Here is a 14,070-nt window from a genome sequence, read left to right on the forward strand (position 1 = left end):
TATCTATACAACAGTTCCTTTACGATTTCTTCTCCATACGCTTCTCAAAATTACTCTTCAACTTATCATGTATCTTCTCATCAATATCTTTCATGGTGAAGTCTGTAAAAATCTCCACACCTTCTTCTATCTTACTAATAGCATATATATGGAACAAACCAGCTTTTACATCATCTAATATATCATCACCTAATATGATTTCATCCACATTATGTTTAGGGATAATTACCCCTTGTTCACCTGTTAGTCCCTTTGTTTTAAATAAATCATAACAGCCCCTAATCTTATCATTCACACCACCAATAGGCTGAACATTACCTAACTGATCAACAGAACCTGTAATGGCTAATCCTTGATCGAAGGGGATTTCTGATAAGCTTGATAAAATAGCATACAATTCAGCACAGGATGCACTATCACCATCAATAATATTGTAAACCTGTTCAAAACATAATTGGCAGTTAAGCATAAAAGGATACTCCTGGGCATAGCGATTTCCTATATAGCCCGATAAAATCCCAATGCCTTTATCAAAAATACTGCCACTAAGTTTGTTCTCTTTTTCAATATTAATAACGCCTAGTTTCCCCATGTAGGTGACAGCTGTAATACGAATAATACGTGCAATGGTACTCTCACTATAATCGGATAAAGCGATGCCATTAATCTGACCAACTTTTTTATCTTTACAGTCTATAATAAGTTTTCCTTTTTCATATAAGTCATTTAGATTTTCTTTTAACAGGGCAGAACGATTCTTTTGCTTATGGAGTGCCTGTTTAATCATGGTCGCATTGATCACACTTATATCCTCATGAATTGCACATAAATGGGCCTCTGAAATCAAATCAATCAGCACTGAAAATTTAGTTGTGAGTTTATTTCTATCTTCCGCAACGCGGGATGCATATTTTAACACTTCGTTTTTAGCATCACTTGTCAGCATATGATACCCATTTTTATGGCATACTTCATCAAAGTAATGATAATACCGACTGATAATCTTCTTGTTCTTTTCAACTTCTGTACGTAACTGTACGTGAAGTTTATACAGTTCTTTAAATTCGGAATCATAAGCATATAGTAAGCGGTAGATATTCTCATTACCTATTAAGATAACTTTTAAGTCTATGGGTATAGGTTCTGGTTTTATTGTTTTTATGGGCAAAGCACCTAATTGTTCTCTAATATTTTCGAATACCAACTTTTTACTATTAATCACTTTCTTTAAGGTTTCCCAAGTTAAAGCACTTTTAAGGATATTTTCCACGTTAATAATCAAATATCCCCCATTGGCGTTATGCAAAACACCTTTTTTTATCATGGTGTAATTGGTTGTATAGACACCCAATTCATTTTCGTATTCAATTTTCCCAAACATTTCATAATAAGATGGATTTTCACAGTAAATGATGGGAGAGGATTTTACACTTGAATTGTCGATAAATAGATTTACCTTATATTTTTCAAGATTACTGCCATCTTCATCATTCAGTAAATCTTTTAATGTATCGTGACTATCTGCTTCAGATAGGATCTCTCTTATATTATTAAATAAATGTTCTTTTAGCTCTTTCACATAAGCTATCACTTTTTTATTGGTTTCAAATTCATTTTCTAGTTTTTTAAAAATATCATCTATGATAATTCTAAGGATTTTATTCTGTAGTTTTAAAACTTTCGCTTCGGATATCTTTTTCAAGCGTTTCACTTGTTTCATGATATCTTCTGATTTATCTTCCATGATATTAAGATTTTCAATAATGGTTTCTTGCTCTTCCACTGTCAAATCATCGTATTTTTCTTCGCTTATTTTTTTACCATCCACAATAGGAATAAAATAGATTCCCTTATCCGTTATGTTGGTGGAAAAACCTAATTTCTTTGCGTCATCTTTCAGTTCTTCTAACTTGCTTTCCCCTTTTGTAAGAAATTCATCCTTCAGGCAAGATTCTACTTTTTTAAATTCAGCACTATCAAATTTGACATTAGATTGTAGGATGACATCTTTTATACAGTTTTCAAGAACACGCTTGAATTTTTTACCTTTACCTGCATCCAAACGCAAAACTTTGGGTTTATCAGCATGTTTAAAATTATATACATAACACCAATCATCAGGAGGATTATCCTTTTTACTTTTACTTTTTAGAAATTTTTTTAGAAATTCTACGGTGTTTAGTCCTTCACTTGCTGATAAATAAATATTATATCCTGCTCCATCTAATAAAAGGCCAAAATCCAATATTTCTCTTACTCTGCCATTCCCAACAAATATATCTTCTTCATCTTTATCGCTATCTGATTCCTCCAGAACAACTGACTTCAAATCCAATTCTTCATGGGAAAGTTCATAACATTCTTTCATTAAGCAGCTCCTCCCTATACCCTTTGCCCTTTATAGTTTCATATACTTTATCTTATACATAAAGAAGGTGTCTTGTTAATAAATTATTGAACTTTCCCCTGTTTACAACTGTTTTTTTATTGGACTTAGAAAGCATATGGTTGAGGCTTTTTTAGATGAACAACACCTTTCTTTTATGGGGTCAAAGTAGAACTTGCTTCATGATGTTATCTGTCATTTGCTTCAAATCTTTTTAGATATTCTCGAGGGGAAATACCTCTATGGGTTAAGAACGAGCGATTAAAGGATGAAATGCTAAAAAAACCGCTATCATAGGCTGCCTCTGTTATGGTCATACCATGAAGCATCTTATCGATACTCATGAATACCCTGCATTTATTCACATAATTTACAAAACTTAAGCCTGTGTAGCGTTTCATTAACCGATTAAATTGAGGGACGCTGTAGCCAGCAATGGATGCCACTTCTTGAACTGTTAGTTTGGATTTATAGTGTTCATCAATGTATTGAAAAGCTTTTTCAAGGGCAAGCTTAGACTTTTTCGTCATACCATTTCCTTTATAGTTTTCATCCACTGGATATGCAGCTATCAGGTAGGCGAATAATTGATGGCACTCCGATTGCAGCATACATCTGGAAACCAATTGTTCCTGCTCTGAAGATGCTTCTTGTATAAGGGACATGATGTTTTTAAGCATGGAAATTAGATGCTCATGCTGGCTTCTTATTGGCCTTGGTACATCTAATTTACCACTTAACATCTCCATGAGCTTTTTTTTATCATCATTGGGTCCTGCTATGAGTGCTTCTGCATTTAACTGAAAAACGTTAATCTTTGCTGTGTGTTGAGGTTCTGCATAGGTGGCATGAATTTGGTTCATACCAATAAAAACAATATCACCTTCTGTTATTTTAAAGCTTTGGTCTTCCACATATTGAAGGGCTTCACCTTTTTCCACATGAAGTATTTCAATAAGCTCATGCCAATGAGGGTGTACCGTCATGCCTGCTACTGTCCCATCATTACATAACGTATAGATAAAGTCCTCACTATTAAATTGATTGGTTTCATAATAAGCTTTCATGGCTACTCCTTTTTGATAAAATATGCATAGTTTCTGATTATAAATAAGTACCAATTTTATAAAGCTGATTTTATAATAAGTGTAACATAACTCGAAAAGGAGAATCAAGAAAATGATTAAATATGACCCCTCATTCAGTAAGAAAGAAACAATTTTATCTGTCACACAATCTAGGGAGCCAGATTTTAAAAATTTGATAAAAATCCTTAACCATGAAAGACCTAATCGTCCTACTTTGTTTGAGTTCTTTATGAATGATGAGCTGTATAAGGATATCGTTCCCAATGAACATATTCATCAACATAACTTTCATGAAAGATGCCTTTATCTCACGAAGGTTTTTCGACGACTGGGTTATGATTACGTGAACATATCTCCTCATTGGGACTTTCATTTCCCAACAGGCAACCATCACCATCTAGAATCCTTGTCCCTCAATGAGCAATCCATGATTGAGGATGATGCTTCTTTTAGAAATTATCCATGGCCTGATGCCAATACCATTGACTATTCCTATTTGACAGTGTTAGGAGAAAGCATACCAAAAGGCATGAAAGCCATTGTCTACTCTCCTGGAGGTGTCCTAGAAATAACCACTGCCCTTGTGGGATATGACCGTATGTGTTTTATGTTGTTTGATAACCCAAAACTGCTGCAAGCTATTGTGGATAAAATAGGTTCTATTTTATATGATTATTACCAGAACTGTTTAGCGTATGATGTGGTAGGTGCTTGTATCGTTAATGATGATTGGGGATTTGTTACCCAGACCATGATTTCTCCAAATGACATTAGACAATATATTCTTCCTTGGCATAAAAAATTCGTTGCACTTACTCACGCAAAAGGAAGAAAAGCTATTATGCACTCATGTGGTAATCTATGGGGTGTTATGGACGATATCATTCACGATATCCAATTTGATGGAAAACATTCCTATGAAGATAATATCACACCTGTTGAAGCCTCTTATAAAAAACTCCAAGGCTCCATAGCCGTTCTAGGAGGTATCGATATGGATTTTATTTGCAGGAAAACACCACAGATGGTCTATGAACGTTCTAGAAAAATGCTTGAACTTAGCCATGAAAAAGGAGGCTACGCCTTAGGCACAGGTAACAGCGTCCCCTCCTATGTGCCAAAAGAAAACTATTATGCCATGATTGCTGCCGCTCTCATGGATTGATTAGAAAGTTAAATGGAAAGTGTCCTGAAAGACAAGAAGATGCTGTCTCATGAAAACAGTCATTATCGGTTCTTAGGTATCCAAATTTACCTATTTACCAAGACAATGACATGTATTTTCTCATGAGACAGCATCTTTTATCTCAGGCGTTTCCACATAATAATCGCATCTTCTTTTGGCTTATCATAAAAACTTAATCTTAGACCGGCTTTTACAAATCCTAAGCCCTCATACAATGAAATAGCAATCTTATTGCTTCTACGTACTTCTAAAGTAAAAGCTCTCAGCCCTTTTCCTTTTCCTTCCTCAATAAGTGTTTCTGTGACTTTTTTCCCAAAACCTCTTCCCCTAAAACCTTTTTTTACTGCAATATTGGTGATATGGCCTTCTCCTACAATGGACCATAAACCGCCATAAGCAAGAATTTCTCCCTCTTCTTCAATCACCACATACAGTGAATGTTTATTGCCTTCCAGTTCTTCTCGGAAGGATGCTTCTGACCAAGGTGTCGTAAAGGTACTTACTTCGATGGCATGAACCTGTTTGATGTCGGCTAATTCCATTTCTCTTACTAGGTACATGAATGCTGTTTCCTTTCATATTCACGCTCTGCCTGAGATTTTCTAAGATAGATCGGTGCAAAATGCATGTAACTCTCACCTTTTCCCTCTTTTGCATAATTCATGCCTAAGGCAGCAACTGAAGCAGCTCTTTGTATATTATTATTTAATGGCGCTAGTACATATTCTTCCTTTGCAAAATTATTTTGTATCTTCTCTATATGAGGTGCTACACCATCACCTAGAAAAATAACCTGTTCCTGTCGATCTTTAATGGTATTGAATATGGTTTCAATGGGTACAACGGTGGATGGTAATATCTGTGTAAACTGATGATGTTCATATTTGTATAATGCCGTATATACCTGATTTCTTCTTGCATCCATCATGGGGCAAATCAGTTGATCTGTAGGTCCCATATTATAAGCCAATGCATCTAATGTTCCCACGGGTACAATGGGGATGTCCAAAGCATGTGCTAAGCCTTTTGCAGTAGCAACACCTATACGAAGCCCCGTAAAGGACCCTGGACCATTTGCAATGGCAATAGCATCTAATTCTTTTAGATCAAGTTCAATTAATTGACTGACTGCTTCAATCATTGGCATCAAGGTCTGAGAATGGGTTTTCTTATGATTACTTGTATATTCACAGATTAAGCGGTCATCTTCTGCTATGGCAATGGATGCCACAATAGCCGAACTTTCAATGGCTAATAATTTCATGTTAGTTTCCTCCATTAAGAAGGGTTATACGACGATAATCCAACCCTTTTTCTAAATCCTTTTCAATGGTAATCCATGTTGTTTCTTCGGGCATGATGTCTGCAATGCGATTGGCCCATTCAACAAGACATACGCCATGATTATAAAAATATTCTTCATAGCCAATTTCATACATTTCTTCGGCATCTTCTATACGATACACATCAAAATGGTAGAAAGGCAATCGTCCATCATGATATTCATTAACAATGGTAAAGGTTGGACTGGTGACATGTTCTAAGATGCCTAAACCACTGGCGAACCCCTTGGTGAAAACAGTTTTACCCACACCCAGGTCACCTATTAAAGCATACAAACCGCCAGCTTTAGCTTCTTCACCAAGCTTTTGCCCTATATCTTCTGTATCCTTCGTTGTATATGTTTCATAAATCAATGATATCTTCCCTTCATGCTTATCTTCTTCGTCACTTAGCATCTATTGATGAATCTTCTATGGTACGATCCGCTTTTTCTTTTTTAAATTTTACACGGGATGGCTTCATTTTATCTGATACAATCTTTCGGATATATAAAATATCCTCTTGATCCTCAATGAGACGTTTAGGTATAATAAACGATTGGTCTTTTGCCACGTAAAATAATAGCTGCCATTTTGTTTCCGTCACTTTATAGAGATTTTCCCATCTAAATTCTATCCATTCTCCAGCCTGTAATACACTCAATGCTTCTGCATCCATTTTATAGGCAATGGGATCTTGAAAAACAGGTATAGTGGCTACTTGCTTTTTGGACTGTAAGAACAGCATGATGGGTGTTATGACGAGATAGATCATCGCTCCAAATAATAATACCATGGTCATCAGTAAATCATTCCACCCAAAAGAAAATGGAAAGATAGCTAAACAGATGATACTAAAAGCGAGAGACAGCTTGCCGCTTAATTTCCCATAGACATGACTTGCCATAAATATAAACATATCTTTATCACTAATTTTTATGTTAAGGGTAACTTCTTTATTTTTTTCAGCCATAATGTTCCTCCAATACTTAAGATATCTTTGAATGGTATTATAGCATTTTTGTCGAAATATATCCAGTAGATAAGCATAAAAATAGGGTTATCGTTTATAGATAACCCCCCAGTTTTAATAAAATTTAGGTAGAATTTGCTTAAATGCCTTAATGGCTATATAACCTACTAAAGTTATGATAACGCCTTTAACAATATTAAAAGGTCCATACAATTTAATAATCATATCCATTTTTTCTGCATGCATATTGATCCCTGTATATACTGGAATAAGGATAAAATAATTAGCCAAACTTGCAAAGAGTGTCATGCTTGTGATACCTGCTAAACTTCCCAGTATAAACCGCTTCAGATTATTGACACGAAAGATTAAGCAAAAGGGTAACACATAAGCGATGCCTACTATTATATTGGCTAATTCACCAATACCACCTGTCCCTGAGTTAAACAAGACAAATCGTAACGCATTTTTTATAATTTCAATGAATACCGCAGCAAGAGGACCTAACATGATGCCGCCTAATATAGCAACAATATCACTAAAATCAATCTCTAAGAAAGGTGGAAAATAAGGTATGGGAAATTCAATTAAAAAGATGACGTAAGCAATAGCTGATAAAAAAGCAATTTTAACTAAGTGAATGGTATCAATCTTTCTTTTTTGATGCAAACCTTGAAACTTATGAACTTTTTCCATTTTATTGATTCTCCTTTTCATGGTGATAGGACCTTTAAGTCCTATACGTGACATAATAAGTAGAAAGGAAATTCATTATCCGTTCAGGTTGCTTTTATTTTAGCAGGATACACAAGCATTTATCCTATACTTATGAACATAAAAAACACCTTGAAGTTATCGTCTTCAAGGTGCATATCATCATGCATAAAATACATTTCTTCTCTCATCCAGACTATACTGTCGGTCTTGGAATTACACCAAGTCAGCCGTTAGGCTCGCGGACTATAACCGCCGGTCGGGAATTTCACCCTGCCCTGAAGAATTTCCGATCTTAAGTTGTAAGTTACTTCTTAATGTTATTATATGAGATTGTTTAACAATTGTCAATGTAATTTTTCATTCTTTTAATAATCAACAAGCATTAAGTTAAGGGTTATATTAAGATACAATTTATTTAATTAATGAAGTTTAGTCTTTATACCATCGCTCTTGAGATTTATATAAGCGTGCATATTCACCTTCGTTTGTCAATAACTCTGCATGTGTCCCTTGTTCAACTAGTTTACCCTGTTTCATAACTAATATTCTGTCAGCCAGCTTTATGGAGCCAAGCCGATGTGTAACAATAATAGCTGTCTTGTTCTTTGAAATTTTCGCAAACTGATTATAGATCCTTGTTTCTTCAATGGGGTCAATAGCTGCTGTAGGTTCATCAAGTACGATGATACGATGCTTACGATAATAACTTCGTGCAATAGCAATACGTTGCCATTGACCACCAGATATATCAACGCCATCAAACTCTCTTGATAGCATGGTATTATACCCATCGATAAATTGACTATCGTTTTTATCTAATCCTGCTTGGACACATATTTTATCTAACCCTGAGTCATCTTTACTGATATCAATATGACTAATGCAAATATTATCACCCAAGGTCATTTGATAGCATTGAAATTTTTGAAACACTGCAGATATATTTTTGAACAATGACCTACCTGAAATTTCTTTCGTATTAATTTTTCCATACAGTACATCCCCTTCATCAGGTACATATAAGCCAGTAATCAGACGTATTAAAGTTGATTTACCTGACCCGTTTTCCCCAACTACTGCTACGGTTTCACCATTTTTGATATGGAATGATATGGACTTTACTGCCCTAAGATTTGCATTGGGATATGTAAAAGATACATCCCTTAAAGATATGTCCATATTTTTTGGAACCTGTACATCCATCCCATTATTTTCTGGTATTTGTAAAAAATTTAGATAATGTTGTACCCTTCCGAAACTGCTGGCCACATCCCCCAGATTATAACATATCCACCTGGTCATTAGATGAAACATAGCATCAACAGAAGCAAATATGGCCACAAACGCACCAACACTTATATGACCATTCAGCAACGCATTAAGTAACAAAAGCAAGATGCCAATATGCCCCCCAAGGGACAGCATCTGCACACCCAATTGTGCTAGATCTGATTTTACTACGGCGTGGAACCTGATTTTATTTAGAATAGATAAAGTATCTTTATATTGTTTTCTAAAAAACATAAAAGCTCCCAAAAGACGGGTTTCTTTAAAATATGCTCTTCCAGTCATACAGTTTTCGTAATAATCAAACTCCCTGCGTAAAGGGGCTGATTTATCCTCTGCTTTCGTAAAAAATTTGGTGCGTAAAATTTGTGTTAGTAATACCGGTATAAAAATTAATAGGAGAGAAATGATTAGAATCGGTTTAACTCTAAATAGATAAGCCGACATAATTATAAAGTAAACAGCAAAAAAGGTAATACTCCCTATAATCCTCTCGGTAAACTGTACTGATTCGCTTTTCCCTTTGAACGCTTTATTCATATGATTAAGCATTTTAGTGTCTTCAAAACATATTGGTGGGAGTTTATTGATTTTCTCATGTAGCTCAAGTGAAAAAACCCCTTCTGCTCTGTTGTAATACATTTTCCGAGTAAATTGGACAATGCCAGCAATTATAGAGCTACCAATCTGTACGAAACCTAAGATGATTAAACCTGTAATAGCAGCTGATAGTGGCCTTTGCCCCATAGCGTAATTTTCTACTCTATCAAAAAACAACTGCATTGAAGGCGCTAACAATCCAATGAAAATCCCATGTGCTACACTTAAGGTCTGTAATACAATAAACATTGGAAGGGAAACGCGTGCATATCTTGGAAGCATTTTTATAAATATCTTGACCACATTAACTTTTTTCACGCGTACCACCCCCTTTGAGACTCAAACATCTCAGCATAGATGCCACCTTTATTGAGAAGTTCTTCATGTGTGCCATGCTCGGTTACATGACCATCAGCGATAACAAAAATCTCGTCAGCAATGCGAGCTGCACCTAAACGATGGGTGATGAAGATAGTTGATTTATCTTTACTTATCTTATCAAATAATTCGTATATCTCACTTTCTGCAACAGGATCAAGAGCAGCAGTGGGCTCGTCAAGAATATGTACTGTAGAGCGACTTATAAGCGAGCGAGCGATGGCTACTCTCTGCCATTCTCCCCCTGACAAGTCTACGCCTCTGTCTTTTATCCTCCCTAATGGTGTATTTAATCCTTCTGGTAATTTGGATATGACATCATTAAGTCCTAGGATATTTATAACATCCATTATCTTTTGAATTGATACACCTTGGATATTTCCTATCCCTATACTGTCCTTTATGGAAATCTGATATTTAGCAAAATCTTGATAAACAATTGAAAACAATGCTTTCAATTCTCCTTGTGAAAAATCACGTAAATTTTTACCATCAATGAGAATATCTCCTGTGTAGTTATCGTATAAACCGACTAAGAGTTTTATAAGTGTGGACTTTCCTGCTCCATTAACGCCAACAAATGCATAATGCTTTTTAGCAAATAGCTTAAGATTAAGATTTTTAAGAATGACCAAATCCGTACCAGGGTAAGCAAATGATACATTACTAAATTCAATACATTTGGGTTCTTGAACATTATCGGAAGGCAAATCAAATGCCCCTAGAGTTTCAGAGAGATTGCTAAAGGCAGATAAATCATGCATGTATTCATGACTTTTTGCTAAATTGCTTGTCGTGTTTATCAATTCCAATGACATCATACGTACTAATCCAAATGCTGCCGAGATAATGCTGGTAAACATACCAATGGTGATTTCACCCGAAGCCAATGGAGAAATAAGCACCCCCGCAATAAAGATAGAAACCACCGTCGTTATGATACCGGAACCTCTCATTTTCACAAAATAATGACGTTGGGTTATAAAATCTATGTTATAGGCCTTAAAGTATTTTTCCTTATATCGCTTATTAATCTCTGCAGAATAGTCAAACAACGCCCGTTCTTCCACATTTTCTCGTCCAGACAATAGATCTTGAAGATAGTCGGCTCTACGTGTATGTTTTTTAGCTTCTATAGAAGCTTTATAATTTGCTTTACCGCTTCTGATAGCCAGCCAAAATAACGGAATTGAAAATGTCACTATCAATAATGCCGCCCACCAGACTTGAACAACCAATATAGTTAAAACGGAGCCTATACGGATAAAAATCTTACCTATATCTGTCAAGTTATCAAAACCACTATTAAGCCATTCAGTGGTGTTTTTTCCCACGCGCTCAATTAACTCCCATGTGTCGTTATATTCCACATGATAGTATTCTAATTTAGCACGTTTTTCGGCAACAGCGGTACGAAAAGTCTCTGTTAACTTTATGCTCAACTTTTCACGTACTAAACCAGTAAGTGCCATTAAATATTCATAAGAAATTAAAAGTATAATAGAAATTATGGGTAAAGCGATTTGGCTTTTTTCAGCTTGCCCGTTGTAGACTTTGATAGAGGTATCAATGAAACTTGCAGTCGCCAATACTTGTAGAGATGGTATCATAGCATGTATTATTTTATCAAATAACACACGTAAAATTACCAATCCAGGCGAAATTGAAAAAGGTATCTTGATGAAATCCCACATTTTGTATTCACGGTTCTCTATTTTCATTATTTTACCTCATTTTCAGTAAGATATTAATAGCAACCTATTTTAATCATTAATCAAGCTAAAGAAAAAGTAATTTCTAATCACTGCAAAAATCGTGATTACTCTTTTTAAAAAAAGTTCTCACGATTTTCCTTCCATTTGTCAAAAGTATATATAATTGTTTAACAATTGTCAATGCTATTTTTTCTCACTTTATTGATAGGTTCTTCTTCGGCGTTCCCTCTGATTTGCTTCAATAAACAAGCTGTTACACAAGGTTATGATAAGTGATAACAATGCAGCAAACCAGAATCCTTGGATTTGGATTCCTCCTACCAACCAATCCATGAGCATAATCATCCATGCACTGATGACAAAACTAAATAAACCGAAGGTAATAATATTGACAGGGAGGGTGACTAACCATAGTAAGGGTTTAATCAACATGTTAATAATGATGAGTACCAAACCAGCTAAAAAAGCCGTAGATGGCTGGTCAATATTGATTTGATCAAAGACACTAGCACTTCCATAAAGTACTAAAACAATGATGATATACTTATACATGACTTTACTCATAACGCTCTCCTTTATAATGCATGATGATGGGTTCCATCGTTTTCAATCCTCGTATTTTTGTTAAGTTTGATATATTGCTCTCGCATAAGCGACTTTCTGTATTCAATAATGCTGGGTTTTGTTTCAAAGGACCCAAGAAAATTATAAAATGATGAATCTTTTGTAAACATATAATCACTCCCTCTATTTCTATTATGTCAGTTCATATGTAGATGCTATACATCTGACACATCCTCTATGCAAATATTCTTGCAAGTGCATTTACCAAATACTAATCTTAATAACGTCTTTACCGGATTGGAGATCCACTAAGTCAAAAGGTTCACAGTATTTTACACTGTAGACAGCACCTATCATTTTTCTTATCATCTTGATGGTATCTTTTATGGGATACGCCTTATGATGGATGGTTATTATTCTTCTTGGAGCAAAGACCTCTATAATGGATAAGAGATCTTCTAAATAATCGAATAACTGTAAGCCAATAAATAAGGGTAATGGAATGGTAAACCTGACCTTACCAGAGTGTATCTTTATTTTGATCAGATGTCGACTATTCCACATACACTTTTACCTGTGTTATACCATCTTCATCATCATTTGTTTCAATATCCACAAGTGTTGTATCATCAAGAACTCCTGACTCTAGGGCTTCAATAATTTTACCTAATTGCATCTTATTAAAATTAATACCTTTTTCATCCAAATCTTCTTGCACATCATCTGGAATAAAGTTATTCAAGTGGGGTAATACGCCGCCAACTGCTTTTACTAATTTCATGGGAATATTCACATTGACTTTGGTATCACCTTTTTCAGTAAGTACTCTAACTTTCAAATATTTAAACTCTCGAGACCCTTGAGATTCCATTGTTGTTTCAAGTTCCTCAACTTCTTCTACTTCTGGCTCAACGTTTCTTAAAGCTTCCAATAACTTCATCCCATCTTCTGCTGTTATTTGCCCCTTTTCAATCATATCTAATATCTTTCTTTCTTCACTCATTCTGACACAACCTTTCCTTATCTCCATATTTTATTAATGATTCCCAGTCTACTTATAATTTTAGTTCCTTAATGGCATTCATGGCTTCTTCCATGGTTAAACGTCCTTCTGAAAGATTATCAAGGATTTCTTCCTTTGCAACTTTTAAATCCGCCATGGCTTCTTTTAGTTCTGCCATGGCTTCTTCTTTCATGGCTCTCATTTCTTCACGTCTTGTTCGCTTCTTGGCTTCATCTTGTAACCCAAGAGACTTAATCACACTATCCAATTTGCTTCTTACCGTGGGATAAGATATGCCTAATGTTTTTTCAACATCTTTAATATTCCCTCGACACATAATAAATGTGTTAATGAAGTCAAGTTCATCTTTTGGTAATCGGCAATAAGGACAAGGTTTGAATTCACCCTCTATTGCCGTCGTACATTTCGGACAATTCAACTTAGTTATGGCTAATTTCTCGCCACATACAGGACATTTTCCCGGGGCTTTGTATTTCATTCTGTCACCTTCCTTTAAAACAATTCATTATCTTATATTAATAATATATACTATCTCATTAATTTTGTCAATATATATTTTAACTTTTTTAATATACGTATTAATATTATTAATTTCCTCATTAATATTATTAATATATCCTATTTGTGGTTAGACTATACGGACTAACTGTTTCATGTTGCATCCGTGATACTGGCAATCCTATTAAGAGCCATCCATTTTCGATTATTCAGCCATCATAACTATACAACGTATAACCAGCCCATACTGTCCTCATGTGGTTAGAAATTTAAAAGTCAACTTGGCTTAAGAATGGAAAAGGACTATCCCATCATTTAATGAAATAATCCTC

The 14,070-nt window shown here is 35.1% G+C and carries 15 protein-coding genes and 1 riboswitch; of the genes, 1 reads left to right on the plus strand and 14 read right to left on the minus strand.

Annotated elements, in window-relative coordinates; translation table 11 throughout:
* Window positions 1-19: 19 nt before the first annotated feature.
* Together HZI73_RS22675 and HZI73_RS22680 are read right to left on the minus strand one after the other, a co-directional pair.
* The gene (locus HZI73_RS22675) at window positions 20-2,368 is read right to left on the minus strand and encodes an ATP-binding protein (protein WP_212695614.1); all 2,349 of its coding nucleotides are present in this window, start codon (window positions 2,366-2,368) and stop codon (window positions 20-22) included.
* A gap of 206 nt (window positions 2,369-2,574) precedes the next feature.
* Window positions 2,575-3,453: an AraC family transcriptional regulator gene (locus HZI73_RS22680; protein ID WP_212695615.1), complete on the minus strand. Its 879-nt coding sequence runs from the start codon at window positions 3,451-3,453 to the stop codon at window positions 2,575-2,577.
* Window positions 3,454-3,565: 112 nt separating this feature from the next.
* On the opposite strand from HZI73_RS22680, the gene HZI73_RS22685 reads away from it, so the two are divergent.
* Window positions 3,566-4,639 carry a uroporphyrinogen decarboxylase family protein gene (locus HZI73_RS22685; protein ID WP_212695616.1) on the plus strand — a complete coding sequence of 358 codons (1,074 nt, stop codon included), beginning with the start codon at window positions 3,566-3,568 and terminating at the stop codon, window positions 4,637-4,639.
* A 137-nt stretch (window positions 4,640-4,776) separates the two neighbouring features.
* Here HZI73_RS22685 and rimI read toward each other — a convergent pair whose 3' ends face one another.
* The 12 genes from rimI to HZI73_RS22745 all read right to left on the minus strand — a co-directional run bounded on the left by rimI (window position 4,777) and on the right by HZI73_RS22745 (window position 13,718).
* Complete coding sequence (gene rimI, locus HZI73_RS22690) at window positions 4,777-5,220, minus strand: ribosomal protein S18-alanine N-acetyltransferase (protein ID WP_212695617.1); 444 nt, start codon at window positions 5,218-5,220, stop codon at window positions 4,777-4,779.
* Window positions 5,211-5,924, minus strand: coding sequence for a tRNA (adenosine(37)-N6)-threonylcarbamoyltransferase complex dimerization subunit type 1 TsaB (gene tsaB, locus HZI73_RS22695; protein ID WP_212695618.1), 714 nt, complete (start codon window positions 5,922-5,924; stop codon window positions 5,211-5,213). The genes rimI and tsaB overlap by 10 nt, the downstream gene beginning before the upstream one ends.
* 1 nt (window position 5,925) lies before the next feature.
* Window positions 5,926-6,399 (minus strand): tRNA (adenosine(37)-N6)-threonylcarbamoyltransferase complex ATPase subunit type 1 TsaE, encoded by a 474-nt coding sequence (tsaE, locus tag HZI73_RS22700; RefSeq protein ID WP_212695619.1) that lies wholly within the window; start codon window positions 6,397-6,399, stop codon window positions 5,926-5,928.
* On the minus strand, window positions 6,389-6,955 hold the full coding sequence (locus HZI73_RS22705) for a YcxB family protein (RefSeq protein ID WP_212695620.1): 567 nt from the start codon (window positions 6,953-6,955) through the stop codon (window positions 6,389-6,391). Before HZI73_RS22705 ends, tsaE begins: the two co-directional genes overlap by 11 nt.
* Window positions 6,956-7,069: 114 nt before the next feature.
* A complete protein-coding gene (locus HZI73_RS22710) occupies window positions 7,070-7,651 on the minus strand; it encodes an ECF transporter S component (protein ID WP_212695621.1) in 582 nt (193 codons plus the stop codon).
* 193 nt (window positions 7,652-7,844) lie between these two features.
* A riboswitch (FMN riboswitch) is annotated at window positions 7,845-7,959 on the minus strand.
* 142 nt (window positions 7,960-8,101) lie between these two features.
* The gene (locus tag HZI73_RS22715; RefSeq protein ID WP_212695622.1) at window positions 8,102-9,877 is read right to left on the minus strand and encodes an ABC transporter ATP-binding protein; all 1,776 of its coding nucleotides are present in this window, start codon (window positions 9,875-9,877) and stop codon (window positions 8,102-8,104) included.
* Window positions 9,874-11,589, minus strand: a complete 1,716-nt coding sequence (locus HZI73_RS22720) for an ABC transporter ATP-binding protein (RefSeq protein ID WP_246552257.1) — start codon at window positions 11,587-11,589, stop codon at window positions 9,874-9,876. The genes HZI73_RS22715 and HZI73_RS22720 overlap by 4 nt, the downstream gene beginning before the upstream one ends.
* A 261-nt stretch (window positions 11,590-11,850) precedes the next feature.
* Window positions 11,851-12,216 carry a phage holin family protein gene (locus HZI73_RS22725; RefSeq protein ID WP_212695623.1) on the minus strand — a complete coding sequence of 122 codons (366 nt, stop codon included), beginning with the start codon at window positions 12,214-12,216 and terminating at the stop codon, window positions 11,851-11,853.
* An 11-nt stretch (window positions 12,217-12,227) separates the two neighbouring features.
* Window positions 12,228-12,386 carry a hypothetical protein gene (locus HZI73_RS22730; RefSeq protein WP_212695624.1) on the minus strand — a complete coding sequence of 53 codons (159 nt, stop codon included), beginning with the start codon at window positions 12,384-12,386 and terminating at the stop codon, window positions 12,228-12,230.
* 91 nt (window positions 12,387-12,477) lie between these two features.
* Window positions 12,478-12,780: a hypothetical protein gene (locus tag HZI73_RS22735; protein WP_212695625.1), complete on the minus strand. Its 303-nt coding sequence runs from the start codon at window positions 12,778-12,780 to the stop codon at window positions 12,478-12,480.
* On the minus strand, window positions 12,770-13,219 hold the full coding sequence (locus tag HZI73_RS22740) for an SHOCT-like domain-containing protein (protein WP_212695626.1): 450 nt from the start codon (window positions 13,217-13,219) through the stop codon (window positions 12,770-12,772). Before HZI73_RS22740 ends, HZI73_RS22735 begins: the two co-directional genes overlap by 11 nt.
* Window positions 13,220-13,271: 52 nt before the next feature.
* Window positions 13,272-13,718, minus strand: coding sequence for a DUF2089 domain-containing protein (locus HZI73_RS22745; protein ID WP_212695627.1), 447 nt, complete (start codon window positions 13,716-13,718; stop codon window positions 13,272-13,274).
* Window positions 13,719-14,070: the final 352 nt, after the last annotated feature.

Source organism: Vallitalea pronyensis (genome assembly GCF_018141445.1).
GTDB lineage: Bacteria > Bacillota > Clostridia > Lachnospirales > Vallitaleaceae > Vallitalea > Vallitalea pronyensis.